The 16,123-nt window shown below is 52.3% G+C and carries 14 protein-coding genes; 1 reads left to right on the forward strand and 13 read right to left on the reverse strand.

What is annotated here, in order from left to right:
• Nucleotides 1-2: 2 nt before the first annotated feature.
• From icmH to tssB, 9 genes are read right to left on the reverse strand one after another with little or no spacing between them, the layout of a single operon-like run.
• Nucleotides 3-770: a type IVB secretion system protein IcmH/DotU gene (gene icmH / locus ACRDCA_RS13125; protein WP_438689905.1), complete on the reverse strand. Its 768-nt coding sequence runs from the start codon at nucleotides 768-770 to the stop codon at nucleotides 3-5.
• Nucleotides 770-2,116 carry a type VI secretion system baseplate subunit TssK gene (gene tssK / locus ACRDCA_RS13130; RefSeq protein WP_438689906.1) on the reverse strand — a complete coding sequence of 449 codons (1,347 nt, stop codon included), beginning with the start codon at nucleotides 2,114-2,116 and terminating at the stop codon, nucleotides 770-772. Before tssK ends, icmH begins: the two co-directional genes overlap by 1 nt.
• A gap of 2 nt (nucleotides 2,117-2,118) precedes the next feature.
• A complete protein-coding gene (tssJ, locus tag ACRDCA_RS13135; protein ID WP_438689907.1) occupies nucleotides 2,119-2,625 on the reverse strand; it encodes a type VI secretion system lipoprotein TssJ in 507 nt (168 codons plus the stop codon).
• Nucleotides 2,622-3,929, reverse strand: coding sequence for a type VI secretion system-associated FHA domain protein TagH (tagH, locus tag ACRDCA_RS13140; protein ID WP_438689908.1), 1,308 nt, complete (start codon nucleotides 3,927-3,929; stop codon nucleotides 2,622-2,624). The genes tssJ and tagH overlap by 4 nt, the downstream gene beginning before the upstream one ends.
• Nucleotides 3,930-3,954: 25 nt before the next feature.
• Nucleotides 3,955-5,007, reverse strand: coding sequence for a type VI secretion system baseplate subunit TssG (gene tssG / locus ACRDCA_RS13145; protein WP_438689909.1), 1,053 nt, complete (start codon nucleotides 5,005-5,007; stop codon nucleotides 3,955-3,957).
• On the reverse strand, nucleotides 4,971-6,791 hold the full coding sequence (tssF, locus tag ACRDCA_RS13150) for a type VI secretion system baseplate subunit TssF (protein WP_438689910.1): 1,821 nt from the start codon (nucleotides 6,789-6,791) through the stop codon (nucleotides 4,971-4,973). Before tssF ends, tssG begins: the two co-directional genes overlap by 37 nt.
• On the reverse strand, nucleotides 6,791-7,231 hold the full coding sequence (gene tssE, locus ACRDCA_RS13155) for a type VI secretion system baseplate subunit TssE (protein WP_438689911.1): 441 nt from the start codon (nucleotides 7,229-7,231) through the stop codon (nucleotides 6,791-6,793). The genes tssF and tssE overlap by 1 nt, the downstream gene beginning before the upstream one ends.
• 6 nt (nucleotides 7,232-7,237) lie before the next feature.
• Nucleotides 7,238-8,719, reverse strand: a complete 1,482-nt coding sequence (gene tssC / locus ACRDCA_RS13160) for a type VI secretion system contractile sheath large subunit (RefSeq protein ID WP_438689912.1) — start codon at nucleotides 8,717-8,719, stop codon at nucleotides 7,238-7,240.
• 27 nt (nucleotides 8,720-8,746) lie between these two features.
• The gene (gene tssB, locus ACRDCA_RS13165) at nucleotides 8,747-9,244 is read right to left on the reverse strand and encodes a type VI secretion system contractile sheath small subunit (protein ID WP_438689913.1); all 498 of its coding nucleotides are present in this window, start codon (nucleotides 9,242-9,244) and stop codon (nucleotides 8,747-8,749) included.
• Nucleotides 9,245-9,979: 735 nt separating this feature from the next.
• Here tssB and ACRDCA_RS13170 point away from each other — a divergent pair.
• A complete protein-coding gene (locus ACRDCA_RS13170) occupies nucleotides 9,980-10,498 on the forward strand; it encodes an Hcp family type VI secretion system effector (RefSeq protein ID WP_025123007.1) in 519 nt (172 codons plus the stop codon).
• 46 nt (nucleotides 10,499-10,544) lie between these two features.
• Here the strand turns inward: ACRDCA_RS13170 and ACRDCA_RS13175 are convergent, their stop codons facing one another.
• From ACRDCA_RS13175 to ACRDCA_RS13190, 4 genes are all read right to left on the reverse strand, one after another.
• The gene (locus ACRDCA_RS13175; RefSeq protein WP_438689914.1) at nucleotides 10,545-11,027 is read right to left on the reverse strand and encodes a hypothetical protein; all 483 of its coding nucleotides are present in this window, start codon (nucleotides 11,025-11,027) and stop codon (nucleotides 10,545-10,547) included.
• Between the two features lie 5 nt (nucleotides 11,028-11,032).
• Complete coding sequence (locus ACRDCA_RS13180) at nucleotides 11,033-11,782, reverse strand: winged helix-turn-helix domain-containing protein (protein WP_438689915.1); 750 nt, start codon at nucleotides 11,780-11,782, stop codon at nucleotides 11,033-11,035.
• Nucleotides 11,783-12,149: 367 nt separating this feature from the next.
• Nucleotides 12,150-12,800: a response regulator gene (locus tag ACRDCA_RS13185; RefSeq protein WP_438689916.1), complete on the reverse strand. Its 651-nt coding sequence runs from the start codon at nucleotides 12,798-12,800 to the stop codon at nucleotides 12,150-12,152.
• 17 nt (nucleotides 12,801-12,817) lie between these two features.
• Nucleotides 12,818-16,078, reverse strand: a complete 3,261-nt coding sequence (locus tag ACRDCA_RS13190; RefSeq protein WP_438689917.1) for an ATP-binding protein — start codon at nucleotides 16,076-16,078, stop codon at nucleotides 12,818-12,820.
• Nucleotides 16,079-16,123: the final 45 nt, after the last annotated feature.

Raw genomic sequence — 16,123 nt, forward strand, 5'->3', positions numbered from 1 at the left:
TCCTAGCTCAATAAATTGTTTAGCTGCTGCAAAATATCCTGAGTCTGGTTATGCAGGTGGATGGCATAAAACAGGTAAATCACCGCCAACAGGCCTAAGCCCCCCCACAACACATGCTTGATGGTCAAGCGCTTACTCAGGTAATAGCGGCTGCCGAGACGGCTCTGCTTCTGGTGCAGCACGGTCGGTGGCACTTCACCGCGCAACTGGATCAGTTGGTGATGCAAACGGCGAAACAGCCGTTCAAAATCTTCGGTGTTTTGCAGCGTCACCTTGTAGCGGCCGCGATAGCCCAGGCAGAAACACAGGTAGATGAACTCCAGCAGATCCTGATAGCGCTTGGGTTCACCCAGCAGGCGCTCCAGCAGTACGTAAACCTTCTCTCCGCCCCAGGTTTCATTATGGAAATGCACCAGCAACGACTGCTGTAACCAGCCATTCTGCGTATTCCAGCCGTGCCCCAATGCCGTTTCATCAATAAAGGTGCAAAGCATATAGCGGAATGAAACGATCGCCCCCGGCTCATAACCTTTGGTTTGCAGGAACTGCTCAATGGCGCGGATATCCGTGACCACCTGCTGGTAAAGCTGGTCCGGCAGCGGTTGGTTTTCCATGTCCTTTAAGCGCAGTACCATACCGAGCAACGGCGTGGCGGCATCCACCATCGCATTCAGGCTCTCGCCGCGCAGCGGGAGCTGATATTGCCGATACGCGGTGACGGTTTCCGTTTCAGGCAGCGCTGGGTTATCCGTAACGGCATGCATTTTCATTAGCTGCTCCTAATCGCCCAGAACTGCATATCCAGCTCTGGGAAGTCGCCCGAAACGTGGAAGGCAATCGCGTTGCTTTGCAGGACCTCTTTCCAGGTCGGGCTTTGTCGATCCAACATGAAGTAGGTGTAACCGGAATGGTAAGGCAGTTGACGCGGTGCGGCAGAGAGCGCCACCAGCGGCACACCAGGCAATTGCAGGCTGACCAATTCGCGAATTTTCTCCAGTGAGGTGATCTTGGTTTGCTGCACGAATTTCCGCCGCAGCTCTTCCTGCGGGATCTGCGCCCGGACGGCCAGCACAAAGTCGGCGCTGCGCAACAGATCGCTGTCGTTGATCGTCCCCACACGAATGCCGTTGGGCTGTGGATGCAACTGTACCGAGATGGCTCGCGGTGTCAGTACCGTGCTGAGCGTTTGGCGCATCGCCAGGAACAGCGGCTGGAAGCAATCGGTCAGGTTATCGTGGTTATAGACAATAAAGCTGCCTGCCAGCCGTGACTCATCGGTGAACGTGCGCAGTTCGCCGCAGGCTTGCACCAGGTGGCTATAAAAATCTTGCGGGTGAAGCACCGCCTGATGGGACAGATGGGTGAACAGAGGTTGCACCCGGTTAAACACCTGCAGCATCATAAATTCGGCTACGTCGGCAATCCCCTGCTGCCCCGGTGAACCAATACGCTTGGCCAGCAAACGGGCACGCTCGACCAACGTTCCCTCAATCTCATCCATAAAGCCTTTCAACTGGACGGAGGCATGCAGGGTGGTACAGGTAGGAATAAACTCTTCATCCAGGATCAGCGAACCGTCAGGATGCTTCTCTTTGATACGGCAGACCGGCAGCACGGAATAGGCGCTGAGATCTTCGGACCCCTGCATCAAACGCGGCGCCAACTGGGCCAACAGCAACTGGCTGACATCGCCACCGTCGGTATGCAAATCACGCACGTCATCGGTATGTTCGGCGTAGCGGATCGCTCCAGGCATCTGGCTGTGCTCGCTGGCCACCTCATTGATAGTGTCGTTAAGCATCGGCAACGCCAGATAGATATCGCGGCTGGCGGCATCGTTACAGTTCAGAACGTCCAACGGCTTGGGCGCTCGATCCTGATAAGGGATATCAAACACCGTACCGTCGGCCGTACAACCGCTGGCGTTGGTCAGGCCGATACGCCCCAGCTTCAGCAGTTCCTGATTGATCAGCAACGAATGGAAGCCATAGGTGTAGTTGGTCAGCGCGGTGACCCGGCGCTGTAACTGATAGTCGTTATGTCTTTGTTGCTGTTGAAAGTGTTGTGGCTTAATGAACAGGCCTTCGCGCCAAATCACTCGATTCTTGGTCGGCATGGTTATTCTTCCTCTTTCCTTAAGTCGATTTCATCCGTTTTAACGTGGATCAGCACGCCATAGTTATGACCAACATCTTTGATCTTGATGATTTTTTTCCACTCGGCGCGATCAACGTCGGCATAGTAGACAATCACGCCCAGATAGTGGGTCTTCTCTTCCAGTTCAATCGCCGGTAACGGTTTATATTGATTCGGCAGCAGAGCGTATTCCTGATGGTCGATGTAATTCTTGCTGAGCGTTTTCTTCAGCAAGTCACTGCCGAGCTGGTCGTAGTCGGCCGCCAGCAGTTTGGAATCATCACTCAGGTACACCACCGCGATTTCGGTTGGCGTGGCCTCGCCCTTCTCATTCGGGTTGATATTGGCATCCGCCAGCAGCGTTAACCGCAGCGTAGAAGGCTGTTCGGTAACGCGTTCCGGCTTGTTGTTTTTCCATATCGTGCATCCTGACAGCATCAACACCAGGCAAAGCGCAGTTGTCAGCAAGTAACCTCTGCCATGGTTCATCGTTCGCAGTCCTTCATGCCTTGGCGCAGCGCCTGGTCGTAAGCCTGCTCATACACTTCGCCAAACAGCTTTTCGAAGCCCTGCTGGCGGCTGGAGGCCAATTCCTGGTAGTAATTTTTGTACATCTCCCAGGCCCAGGCTGCGTCTTGCTCCTGGCGCTCGTTGCTGCGCATGTAATGGCTAAAGCGCGTCAGCAAGCGCTCTGGGGAGAAGGCTTCCAGCATGGTGTTGAGCGCCTGGGCTATCGCCTGCTGGTTGGCCTGATGGTGCAGACGCAGGTTATGCAGGCTCTCGGCCACCGCCGCAGGGGCGGAAAGGTGTACCGGGCTTTTTTGATCGGCAAACAGCAGGCTGAGCGTGGTGTCATAGTCCATATTCAGGCGCAACGGGTTATCTTCGATCGGCCTTAAATGCTTATCCCGCAGGCCATGCTGGCTACGCTGCAAGGCCAATAGTCCTTCAATGGCGGCCTTGAGCGTTTTACCGGCTTCTTCCAGGAAGTCGTTGGCTTCCTGACTGTTGCGGATTGGCAGTTGCGCACCAAAACCCCGCATCAGCGGCGTGATCGCTACGTGCTGTTGATCCATTTTGTTGTCTGACGATGCCTGTTGGCCGGAAAGAAAACTGCTGATTTGCGGCAGATCGATAAACTCCTGATCCATTGCACTGTCCTTGGCGATATCAGAAAGTGGAGAAGAGAAAAGCGGGTCGCGGTAGCGATCCTGTTGCAGCGAGTGGTCAGCACCGTGGTGCGAGGTGACCAAAGGCCCATTCATTGTCAGACTCTCGGTTTCCAGCACCCGTAGCGGATCGTGGCTGAAACCGTCGGCGACCGTGGCGGCCAGGCGGTTGTCCCGCTCATAGTGGGAAGCCTGTGCGCTGCCCCCTTCCATCATCGCTTCCAGCGGGTTGCTGTAGCTTGAGACCAGAGATTCCGGTGATACCATCAGCGGATCGATCATGTCGGCGCTCGAATGGCCGATATGCCCCTTGATCGCCAGATTGCCCACGGTGATTTCATCGCCCTGCTGGAGACGCACAAAACCGGAGTTGACCGTCTGCAGTGACTGGTTGATGCTCACCGAACCGTTGAGCACCCGCAGGCAAAAGGAACCATCGCGCCACTCAATGGCAAACTGCGAAGGGCTGATGTTGCCGCCCTGATCCTGAATAGACCAATGATGGCTGGCGTCACTCCCTACGATCCCGCCCTGTGCGTTAAACAGGCTGCTGGCCGGTTTGCCACTTTCCAATTTATCGCTGTTAACTACCCGCAATGATAGCGTCGGTTGCTGTTTATCCATGATCTCTATTCCTGAATCCTGATTGTCATTCCATTACGCTGATGGTTACGTGGGGCTGTTGCTCGGGCAGCCCGAGGAAGCTGGTCCAACCCAGCAGGTTGTTCTGTTTAGTCCCGAGGATCATGCCGCTAACCTGCTCTTCAGCCAGCCCCAGGCGTAAATCCCACGAGAACTGGTCGCGCATGACGAAGGCAACAAACATCACTAACGACTCGTAGTTCGCGCCGTTAGGCAAAAATGACAAAAACTGCTCGCGCGTCAGTTGGTTAATACACAACAAATACTTACCGCTGCGATCGGCCACCTGCGATCCCAAAGAGAAATTGACGCCAAGCACCGATTTCTTCTGATATTTCTGGCCGTTCACCCGCACCCGGCTACCCAGACGATTTTGCTGGTCCGGAGCAATGCTGACCTTACGCATCTGCCAATTTTCCAGCTTCACATCCGTCAGGTTGAAGCAGTGTGCAACCAGGTTGCTAATTACTTCCGGGGCGCGCCCGGGGTTAGCCAGCAGGCCGGCATACGCCAGCATTTTGCCGTGGTGGATGCGCAGTTTTTTGCGGATCACGTCGTTACTTAATCCCACCAACGCAAACATGCGCTGGGAGACTTCGTCGTTACCGCCCTCGTCAAAGCAGATGTAATAGCGGTACTTGCGCCAGATCTGATGCAGCAGCGTAAGCAACCGGTGGTTGAACACGTTGAGAAAGTCCGTCAGGCGGTTTTCATTCTGGGCATCTTCCCAGGCCAACGAGTCCAGGTAATAGCCCGGCAACGGCGACTGGCTGCCATGCAGCCCAAGAAACGAGACCTCCAGCTCAAACTGGCCGCGAACAGACTGCTCCAGCGCGATCACGTCCCGGGTCGGAAAGGCCAGGCTGGCGGTCGATTTAAAGCGGATCGCTTCATCGGCGGGCCGGATTGAGCCGGGGGATTTTTGCCACGCTACCGCCATTTGGTTGAGCAGCTCGACCAATTGGTAAAAGTTATAACGTGAAACATCCAGCGCCAGCTCACCCGGCGCGCCATCAGCATCGCTTACATCAGCGCATGTTGACCTGTCTGTACCGGCCATTGGTAGCATTCCTGATTATCAAGATTGATGACTTTCAAAAGGTGAAACGAGTTGACGCTGGCATACAGGGAGAAGAAGCGTGCCAGCACCGTACCAAACAGGTAGAGCTCACCTTCGGAACTAAAAGCGCTTTGCTCCAGCCAGAGGGTGGTTTGCAAACCTCTAACCGGTAAACCACGGAACAATCTGTCGATAGGCTGGGTTTCTATGCGCGTAATAGCATCCAGTTTCTTTTGCGATGATCTGGCGGATTGGCGGTTGTAGACGCTGGGGAAATCATAGGTTCGCAGGATCTGCTTTAACGAATCCTTGTCCAACAACGACATATAGTTCAGCGACATATTCGACAACAGCGACCATTGCAAGCCACCGTCCAACACCGGATGCAGCGGCACCGAAGGCCGGGTAATATTGCGGAAAGTGGCAAATGATGGGCCGGCGCCTGACCGATTGTTGATGTCACCGACACGCAGTGCCAGAGGCAACTCACGGTTGGTACAGGTCATGCTGACGGAGACATTCTCGTTCGCCAGTGCCACCTTGCTCTCATCGCTGCGCACAAAGGAGAGGTAGTGCTCAAAGCCTTTACGGAACAGGGAATTCTTGACCCGCAAACGGTAATAGAGCACGTTGCGCTCGTGCGCAGGCTCCACCTGATGATGGAAGCTTTCAAACGCCGGGTAGGTTCTGCCCTCCCCACGGCCACTGCCCTTGGTCTCGCCATCCTTGCTTAACCAGCTATCCACCCGATCCACCGAGAAAATCTCGTAGCGCTCGGGATACTGGTAGCTAGCGCACAGAGGATATTCGGTTTGCGTGCCATCCAGGGCTATCGCCTCGCTGTCACATTGGAACAGATTCACCGCAGGGGAACAGTTCAGGCGCAAGGTGGTTGGCCGTATTTTGGCATCTGGCGGTAATGGCTGTGTGAAATGCAGCTTCAGGGTAAATTCGCTGGCTTTCAGATGGGCCGGGAAATCTTCTACACCGGTCACGTCAAAGAACAGGAAACCTTCCGGGAAGCAGAAATACTCTTGCAGGATACGATAGCCGACATAGGCGTTTTTCGGGTAGGGCAACAGCGCATCTTCACGCTCAAAGCCCACCTGCTTGAAATCGAAGTCCGGCATCGGAATGGTGATGCCGTTAACCAGCAGATCGGCCCGTTCGAAGTAATGGCTGATCCAGAAATAAAGCTGGCTGCTGGTGTACTCGTCTTCTCCCAGATAGAAACGCAGTTTATCGAGCCGCAGTTCCTGCATATTCAACTCCGTCTGGGCCTCGAAGTGAATGCTCAAAATCCCTTGCTCATTGCTGTTGTTGACGGCGATATCCTGGATACCCATCGGGAACAGCCACACATCCCGGCACAGCGCGAAACTACACTGTGGCCCTTGGGACTTATCATCTTGGTGCAGCGAGCCTCGTTCCGCTCGCTGCGCAATAGGTGCGCTGTCTAGCTGGCTGCCGCGTGGGATCAGCGTCGCTTCAGTGATGGCACCGCCGTTGGGCGTATATTCGATTACCGTCATGCTGGGGACTGGCCGCAAGTAGTTTGGCCACAGCATATTCAGCAAGCCATGCGTCAGTTCCGGGAATTGGTCGTCAATTTTTTCGCGCAGGTTGCCAGTCAGAAAGGCAAAGCCTTCCAACAGACGTTCAACGTCCGGATCGGAACCCTGTTCGGAGAGAAATGCGGCAAGATGCGGCCGTTCGATTGCGGCATCCCGCCCTAATTGCCGGAGATAATCCAGCTCATCCCTGAAGTACTTTTCGAACGACATTATGCTTCCTGGTTAAGGCAGTAGCGGCGGTTGCTGTCCAGTTGGATATTGAACTCAACCACATCGCCGATATTGTCGAAATCAACATGAGCACTGATATGGAAACTCAGTAACAGTGGATCTCCTTGATCCACCAGGGATTGCACGTCAACCGCAGAAATTCTTGGCTCATAGCGCTCAATACACTCTTTGATGGCCTGCTCAATGCTTTTGCGAAAATCGGTGGTGGTCGCCGTGGCATCATTGAGATCGATAACCCCCAGACCGGCAGCGCTTTGGCAGGCTCCGGGGCGCGAATTGAGGACTTCGTTCAAATGCCGCTTGATTGAGATTAATAGCTCTTGAACACGGCTATGAGAGGAAGGGCCAATGCCCTTCCCCTGTATCCGCTCAAACAAACTGGCAGAACTGCCTCGCTCCCAGTTAAGAAGCGCAGCCATCGTCTGTTATTCCTTATCCAAACGACCAACCAGCGAGAGCTCAAAACTGGCTCCCATGTATTTGAAGTGTGGACGCACCTGCATTGCTACCTGGTACCAGCCCGGATCGCCTTCGACATCCAGCACCTGGATCTGCGCAGAGCGCAGTGGACGGCGGCTACGCACATCGGTCGGTGGGTTTTCCTGATCGGCAATGTATTGCTTGAGCCAGATGTTCAGCTCACGCTCCAGATCCTGGCGCTCCTTCCACGAACCAATCTGCTCGCGCTGCAGCACTTTGATGTAGTGAGCCAGGCGGTTGATGATGAACATGTAAGGCAGTTGGGTGCCCAACTTGTAGTTGGTTTCCGCCATCCGGCCTTCCAGGGTATTGGGGAAGACCTTCGGTTTTTGTACCGAGTTGGCCGAGAAGAAGGCGGCATTATCGGTCCCTTTACGCATGGTCAGGGTAATAAAGCCCTCTTCCGCCAGTTCGAATTCACGACGATCGGTGATCAACACTTCGGTAGGAATTTTCGCCTGCACCTGGCCCATCGCTTCATACAGGTGAACCGGCAGGTTATGCACCGCACCACCGCTTTGCGGCCCAATGATATTCGGGCACCAGCGGTACTTGGCAAAGCTGTCTGTCAGGCAGGCCGCCAGCAGGAATGCGGTATTGCCCCACAGGAAATGCTCGTGATCCTTGCTGACGTCTTCGTAGTAGTTGAAGTTCTTGATCGGGTTTTCAGTGGTGGAATAAGGCAGACGCAGCAGGAAGCGCGGCGTTGTCAGACCCAGGTAGCGGGAGTCTTCAGACTCGCGCAGCGCACGCCACTTGGTGTGAGCCGGCCCTTCGAATACGGACTTCATGTCTTTGATGGCAGGCAGCTCGGTAAAGCTGTTGATACCGAAGAAGTCAGGTGCAACGCTGGAAAGGAACGGTGAATGCGCCATGGCCCCAACGGCACTGACGTATTGCAACAGTTTCATATCCGGTGCGGTGTTGCTAAACGCATAGTTACCGATGATGGAAGCCGTCGGTTCACCGCCAAACTGGCCGTAGCCGGATGAGTAGACATGCTTGTAGAAGCCGGACTGGACGATTTCCGGTGAGAACTCAAAATCTTCCAGCAACTCTTCTTTCGTCGCGTGCAGGATATTGATTTTGATGTTTTCACGGAAGTCAGTACGGTCCACCAACAGCTTCAGCGAACGCCATGAGGATTCGATTTCACGAAATTCTTTGGCATGCAGAATTTCATCCATCTGGGCGCTGAGTTTTTTATCCAGCTCGATGATCATTCTGTCGACCAACAGTTTGTTGATCGGTTCTTCATTGCTGCCGGTATCCAGGATGGTGGCAATAAATGCCGCTACGCCCTGCTTGGCAACGTCGTAGCCGTCATTCCCTGGCGTCATGCGAGTCTGAGACATAATCTCATCTAGCAGGAAGGTCGCGCTGGCAGGTTCGGCGACAAAAACTGCGTTTTCTTCATGTAAAGACATACGTAAAATTCCCTCTTTCCGTCTCAATTATTTCTGATTAAGAATGTCCAGTTCCTTTAGCAACTGCTCACGCATTTCTTCATTGCCAAGGAGATCCTGCAGACGAGAACGGAAGGCAGGGATGTTGCCCAATGGCCCCTTCAACGCAACCAGCGCTTCGCGCAGTTCCAGGATTTTCTTCAGCTCAGGGACATTTTTTGCCACGTTATCCGGTGAGAAATCGTCCAGAGAATGGATCGCCATTGACACTGGCATCTCTTCCTGGCCTTCACCTTCCAGGCGATTAGGCACGGCGAATGACAAGCTGATATTGGCTTCGTTCATTACCGAGTTGAAGTTGGTTTTACTGATGGAAATCACCTGACGCTCCTCGAGCGGAGTGTCTTCGCGGGTTCCCTTGAGATCGCCCACTACCATCAGGTTCAGTGGCAGTTCAATTTCTGAGGTTTGATCGCCCGTATTGGGAACATACTTGATGTTGATCCTTTCCTTGGGGGCAACACTGCTTTGATTATTCTTACTCATCACTCGTCCTTTTAGTCACAATAAGCAATACCAGCTAATGTTTGTTGAATGTGCAGCCGAAAATGACATTCAGGTATCATCCATGCTAATAGAGTCGGCACTATCTATTCAGATAATAAATCTATCACCGCCAACCGAAATACTCTCTTGCAAGCGGCACCGTGCCGAAGTTTGGCAATTATCCCCAGCCACATCGAGGCTTGGGAATAATCTCAAACCACACACAAATCACCCGGCCAGTTAGCTTCCGGCCACGATAAAACCGGACAAACCCTGCATTAGCATAGCTTCACTGAATGTATCGTCCCCGATCTTACCAGTAAAAGTCTATAAATTTTTCTTCACTAAGCTTGATGGGAATAAACCACCCTATGTAGTCCATTTGCGGCTTATGATCATAAAAAATATTTTCAATTAAAAAAATTTATTCATAAAAAACAGTTATTTATAAAATTTAGTTGTTTTTAAAATTATGATACGACCGCGATACATAACCCGCATCAATATAAAAGCCAGCATAAAACACCAATATTACAAATATTATAATCATTTATACCATTAGGGATGCCAATAAATTTTGTAACTTTGTGGGCGGCTTGGCACTAGGGAAAGACCTGATTATAGTAATGGCCGAAGTGAGAAGTGGGGCAAGTAACATTCAGGGCCATTTATTAAGCGGCAACGGGTGTGACTAGCATTAAGTTATTACTAAGCTAACTAACAAGGATCTTTAAGATGCCAACTCCAGCTTATATCTCTATCACAGGGAAAACTCAGGGTAATATTACCGCCAGCGCCTTTACCGCAGAATCTGTTGGTAATATCTATGTTCAAGGCCACGAAGACCAGATGCTGGTGCAGGAATTCGAACATATCGTTACCGTGCCAACCGATCCGCAGTCTGGCCAGCCGTCAGGGCAGCGCGCGCATAAGCCATTCCGTTTCACCGTGGCTTATAACAAAGCCGTTCCATTGCTGTATAACGCATTGGCATCAGGCGAAATGCTGCCAACGGTTGAACTGAAATGGTACCGCACCTCTATCGAAGGTAAGCAAGAGCACTTCTTTACCACCAAACTGGAAGATGCCACCATCATTGATATCGACTGCAAAATGCCACACTGCCAGGATCCAACCAAAGCTGAGTTCACTCAGTTGGTTCGCGTTTCACTGGCATACCGTAAAATTACCTGGGAACACAACACCGCCGGGACCTCGGGTTCTGACGACTGGCGTGCTCCAATCGAAGCCTAAGGTCAGCCTTGGTTTCACCAACAGCCAATCGGGAGATTGGCTGTTGTTACATCCGCTTGCTGGCGCATACCGCCACCGGGAAGATCATCTCGCGCAGTTCATACCCACCGTTGCCGACCGGGTTAATGGCCAGATAGAAGTCTTGTTTATTCTCAAAAATCATTTCATTGAACCACGCGTCCGGTACGCTATTGATGGTGGCGTAATTTTCATCATTGATTTTTTTTAGGTGATAATAGCGGCCAGAGGGAGCATGGCTGTAGCTGAAGTAAATCTTGCGGTTAACATTATAATTTACCCCTTGCTTGTTGAGCACTCCCCTGACATACAGCATACCGATATTGTCGCTGACCAGCATCAGAGAGACGTCGCCTTCGATCTTGCTCTGACTGGCTACATTTTCGAAATAGACTTCCGTATCGCACTTGAAGTATTGCCCTTGGCTTTCCTTGGTCATCAGATAGGCCAATGCTGACACACCTGACAACAGTGTGATGATCAACAGCCATGCAATCTTTTTCTTGTTCATCGCTATCAAACCACTTTTATACTGTAGCAATGGTCATAATTTCCGCCATTCCCATTGCGGCACAAAGACAGCATTCTGAATCGGTTGGTGCTCTGCTCCTCTCCACTAAGATAAAAAAACACGTCATAACGGTCGTATTCACAATCAACGTCATGCTTGCTTATCATCTCCATGACCAGAGCGATGGATGCCTGGCGTTTTTTTTCAGGGATTTCTCTCAGCGTTTTCAACACGCAGCCTTTATATTTATAAACGACTTCAGGTTGAGTATTGACCAGCGCAGAGTAAATTTTATGGCCGTACAGCGAGGTCAACAACGCCAATAATGCCAGCACGCAGAGTGCGAGACTGATATAGACAGGCCTGATGGCGCGCTTTTTCGTCACCGGTTGTTCCTGCACCACCTCCGCAGCGCGCCTCTCCTCCTTGACCAAAGCAAGCTTATGGTTACGGTTCAAGGCAAACCCTTTTTTGGGTTCGGTTTTAATCAGATCGTTCAGGCCAGCCAGTTCTTCCAGATGCTTACGCAATATACTAATATGGTTATTGAGGTTATTATTTGACGCCGTGAGTCCATGTTCTGACCAGACGACATTCAGCAAATGTTCCCGGGTCACTCCGGCAGGATTGTTCAGTAATTCACAAAACAGCCGCGATGAAATAGCGCTCAGGGTCAAGGTCTTGTTACTTAGCTTATTGCAGAGTAAATACTCTTCAGAATCAAAGAGTAAGTTATCATTGATAATATAGATCACTTAATCACCTGCTACTTTGCATAACATGACTAAATAGCTGCAGCCAATGGGCGCTATAAGGGAAAGTCATTTATTTTGCCAGGCTGTACCGTGGCAATATGATTCACCAGTCAGCTTTTTTTATCAAGTATTATGCGGGCATAAGATTATTTACGCTTAAATAAGAAACAGCAAAAAAACATAAAATAATTACTTTTTAATCATTATAGATAATCGACAAATCAGTCATGGCGGGATCGTTACATTACTTAGTCAAATATTCCTTATAAAATATAATATACGGAATTTAAATCTATATAATCATATCTGACCAAGCTAAAACTCCAAGATGCCAGTCTATCCATACACCACCAACACCGTCAAACTATCATTCAAATATATGGTTGCCCATGCAGAACCGGATCAGTTCCTGATTACTCTCAACGTTCAACTTACGCATGGCAGAGTTCTTCTGCAGGCTAACCGTCTTGGCGCTGCGATTAAGCCGTGCAGCGATATTCACAATGGACTCCCCTGCGACAAAATAGCGTAAAACCTCAAACTCGCGTGGCGACAGGCTATTGATACGTTGCTGTACAAAGACTTCACGCTCATCACTGCGTCCATCGCTCTGGAATGAAGCCGGGTAATATCTGGCATTAGCCCTGACGGCCCGTAGCGCCGATTGCACCTCGGACAATGGATCCTGTTTGAAGATCACGCCAGCAACCCCAGTGTCATAGAGCGCAGACACAATCATCGGGTTAGAGATCATCGTCAATACCAATATTTTGACCTGCGGGAAATTTCTGACCAGAAAATCAACGTAGCGCAAACCGTCCTTGTGCACCTCATTGTTAGGCATGTTGTAATCGGTGATAACGACATCTGGCGGAGTCGTTTTGAGGTAGCGAACCAGTTCTTCGCTGGAGGCAAAGGTGGCCACCACCTCGATATGCAGGGTTTGATCTAAAAAGTCTTTCAAACCCGCCAACACCACCTGATGGTCGTCCACCAGCACTACACGTAATGTTTTCATAGGCCATCTTCTTGTTATCAGGTTGAAGCGATGCGGTGCAAAACCTGCCGTATTTCAGCGACAAGTGCAGGCATTCTGACTTGGCCTTGCTCATCCCATCCCTGCGTTTGCATGTGCCATTCAAGCGCAGCCATTTGCGCTGCCAGCTCCCGATGATGGGCCAACGCCAGCGCAGCACGCATACGGTGTAAAGCCGTAGCGACCCTGTCGGCATCACCGTGTGCCATCCCCTGCTCCAGTTGCAGCATATCTTCCTCCATGGTGCTGAGAAAAATAGCGCGGTGCTTGTCGAGCACGTTGGGTTCCGGCTGTTGGTATTGCCTATCGCCATGACTGTCAGTTTCAGTATGGTCGTGGCGGGTATATTTGCGCAAGATTTCCATCAAGGTACGCAGCTCAATCGGCTTGACCAGCCAGGCATTCATACCGGCTTCAACACAACGGCGTTCCTCATCCAGCATCGCATTGGCCGTCACTCCGATAATTGGCACTGTTGCCCCTTCCGCGCGCAGCCTGCGGGCCAGATCATAACCACTCAGATAAGGCATGTTGACATCGGTCAGTACCAGGTCATAGGGCGCTATATCCCACTGCGCCAGCGCTTCTTCACCATCGCCAGCCAGTTGGACCTCACACCCCAGCAGCTCAAGCTGCCCTTGCAGCGTGAGCTGGTTAAGTGGATGATCCTCCGCCACCAGCACCCGCAGGCGGAATTGCGGCAGCGCCATTTCGTGCTGTTCGGCTGATGGTTCACCCTGCAGCCGCTGGCCTATGCCGTAACCTATGCTGCTTAGGCTGTACGCATCCACCTCAGCGCCATTGGCCACTTCACCGGATAAATAAACGGCTAACATTGGCCCCTGCCACTCAATCGGTTCACCTGGCAAGCTCCGCTGCACGTTCAGCAAAATAGCGTCATCCTGCCCCGGTAATCGGCGATCGATGGCCGGAGCCGCTCTAGCCCCCCAAACGCGCAGCCAACCACAGATATTTTCGGTCAGTTCCGGATGCGGTGAGCGTACCAGCACGCTGGCACCAGCCAACTCCGGCGGCTGTTTATCAGGCATGGCGCCAACAGCAAGATCCAGCGTCACCGAAAATTTGCTGCCCAGTTGGGGTTCACTTTGCAGTTTGATTTCCGTCCCCATCATTTGCGCAAGGCGTTCACAGATGGAAAGGCCTAGCCCCGTGCCCCCCAATGTGCCGTGCCCCTCTGCAATCAAATAGAAGGGAGTGAACAGCTTAGCCTGCTGCGCCTGGCTAATGCCGATCCCGCTGTCACAAACCTCCAGATGCAGCCGGGTTTGTTCAGGGCCACCGCCAACCTGGCTGAGACGAACGATGATATGGCCAAATTCGGTAAACTTGATCGCATTGCTGATGAGGTTGCTCAGGATCTGCCTGATGCGCACCGCATCGCCAATTACCACCGGAGGCACCTCAAGCCCGACGACAGAGAACAATAGCAACCCCTTGCGGTGAGCCATTGCCGCATAAGTGCCGGTGCAGCTTTGGACCAGTTCACGTGGATCAAAAGCGCATTTTTCCAGCCGCAACTGCCCGGCCTCAATCTTGCTGACATCCAGGATATCGCTGATCAATTGCAACAGCATTTGTGAGGCGTCGTCGATACGATCGACATATTGACGTTGCTGACGATCCAACCGCGTGGTGGCCAACAGTTCCAGGGTGCCTAACGCACCATATAACGGCGTACGGATCTCATGGCTCATGGTGGCCAGGAAGGTGGACTTCGCCGCGCTGGCGTCATCCGCCGCCGCTTTGGCACGTGCCAGTTGCCTCTCTATTTCCGCCCGTGCGCTGACGTCTACAAAGGCGCACAGGATGACGTCACGCTGCCTGTAGCGGGTTGGCGCATAAGCGACGTAAAGTATCCTTTCCCCTGCCATGTCCAGATGCTCGATAACCCCGGCATTGGGTGTGGAAAACACCTGTTGCAGCAGGCTGGCCGTGGCGGCGGAATCAGGCAACCGCTCACCGACGGTGGCTCCCAACCAGCCCAATGCCAGTGCATTACCAAACACCAGATGACTATCCGCACGATCGATCAGGCACAGCGCGATCGGGGCCGTCTGGATCAGGGTGCGGTTAAAGGCATCACTTTCCAGGATTTCATGTTGGGCCTCCTGAGCTGGCAAGATCACCCGCCGGTTATACCAGCGCAGATAAGCCAAACCGCTAGAGATGCCGATCAGCAAAAGCAATAACACGCTAACGGGTAACCACAGGTTTTCCTGGAAAAAGCTCGCATAGCTTACGGCATAATAACCCGCCCAATTACCGCTTTGGTCGACCACCTTGAACACCAGACCGCTCAAGGTATAGTGCAATCCAGGCTGATCGACACCAGGTGGCGCCCCTTCTCCCATCAACAAGCCATGCGTTTTATGGCTCAACCACATATGGTCATAGCGCTGCAGCCAGAATATATGACGCGGAGCCGGGTTGACGGCACGTTCCAGAACGCCCACACGCGAGCGGCTAAGCAGGATTGCCGCATAGATACAACTGGCAGGGCCTCTACTCAAGTGGCTCCAGATCCTGGGCGAGAAACCTGAGGGTATCAACCCAATCAGTTGGTTCGGCAGCGCGGCAGCCCGAAACCAGATAGCCTCATCGGCTATTGGCTTGTCCCCTGGTTGCCATTGGCAATCCTTGATTGGCAAACTGCTGGTTAACCGTTCACGTACGGCATTGACCACGGTTCGATAAGTTTCAAGGCCGATGGGTTCATAGCCAGCACTGACATTAACTGCGGGGACGCTTATGCTGGCATCGTCAGCTTCATTAATGAAGAACACGGTAGCAGCAGGAAAGTAGGATGTAGCCCAAAACGATGTATAAAAATCCGCCAGGTAGCTGCCGAGCGGTAAGAGCGCTTCAGGTTTGATAGGGCAATTTTTTTCACACAACAAAGAGAACGGCATACCCACCATGGATTCGCGTCCTTCAAACAACCTGTCCCCGAAGGCTGGCAAGGTGGCAACCTCATGAAAGCTGCCTGCACGCGTGTCGGGCAGTGCTGTCAGTTGGCCGCTCTGGTGGCGTAATTGATACAGGAATGTTTCCTGTTCGTGGGCATACCCCACCAGCGTCAGGAAGTCTAACGTGAAACGACCACGCTCCTGATCGATAATGCGCAGAGTACCCCAGTACAGGCCTGCCACCAATACCATCACCAGCACAACCAGACCCGACAGCGCCCTGTTTTGTCTACGTAACGTATGCGTGATCCGGCTAAACGGTGTTTGTGACATAAGCTGACAACCTGTAATAAAATCATGGCGCTTAAACTGATTATA

Origin of the sequence: Serratia sp. (in: enterobacteria), assembly GCF_051654945.1 — a bacterium.
Lineage (GTDB): Bacteria > Pseudomonadota > Gammaproteobacteria > Enterobacterales > Enterobacteriaceae > Chania.

Coding starts and splice junctions, on each gene's coding strand:
- icmH (WP_438689905.1), bottom strand. CDS start 770: ATGAAAATGCATGCCGTTACGGATAACCCAGCGCTGCCTGAAACGGAA.
- tssK (WP_438689906.1), bottom strand. CDS start 2,116: ATGCCGACCAAGAATCGAGTGATTTGGCGCGAAGGCCTGTTCATTAAG.
- tssJ (WP_438689907.1), bottom strand. CDS start 2,625: ATGAACCATGGCAGAGGTTACTTGCTGACAACTGCGCTTTGCCTGGTG.
- tagH (WP_438689908.1), bottom strand. CDS start 3,929: ATGGATAAACAGCAACCGACGCTATCATTGCGGGTAGTTAACAGCGAT.
- tssG (WP_438689909.1), bottom strand. CDS start 5,007: ATGGCCGGTACAGACAGGTCAACATGCGCTGATGTAAGCGATGCTGAT.
- tssF (WP_438689910.1), bottom strand. CDS start 6,791: ATGTCGTTCGAAAAGTACTTCAGGGATGAGCTGGATTATCTCCGGCAA.
- tssE (WP_438689911.1), bottom strand. CDS start 7,231: ATGGCTGCGCTTCTTAACTGGGAGCGAGGCAGTTCTGCCAGTTTGTTT.
- tssC (WP_438689912.1), bottom strand. CDS start 8,719: ATGTCTTTACATGAAGAAAACGCAGTTTTTGTCGCCGAACCTGCCAGC.
- tssB (WP_438689913.1), bottom strand. CDS start 9,244: ATGAGTAAGAATAATCAAAGCAGTGTTGCCCCCAAGGAAAGGATCAAC.
- ACRDCA_RS13170 (WP_025123007.1), top strand. CDS start 9,980: ATGCCAACTCCAGCTTATATCTCTATCACAGGGAAAACTCAGGGTAAT.
- ACRDCA_RS13175 (WP_438689914.1), bottom strand. CDS start 11,027: ATGAACAAGAAAAAGATTGCATGGCTGTTGATCATCACACTGTTGTCA.
- ACRDCA_RS13185 (WP_438689916.1), bottom strand. CDS start 12,800: ATGAAAACATTACGTGTAGTGCTGGTGGACGACCATCAGGTGGTGTTG.
- ACRDCA_RS13190 (WP_438689917.1), bottom strand. CDS start 16,078: ATGTCACAAACACCGTTTAGCCGGATCACGCATACGTTACGTAGACAA.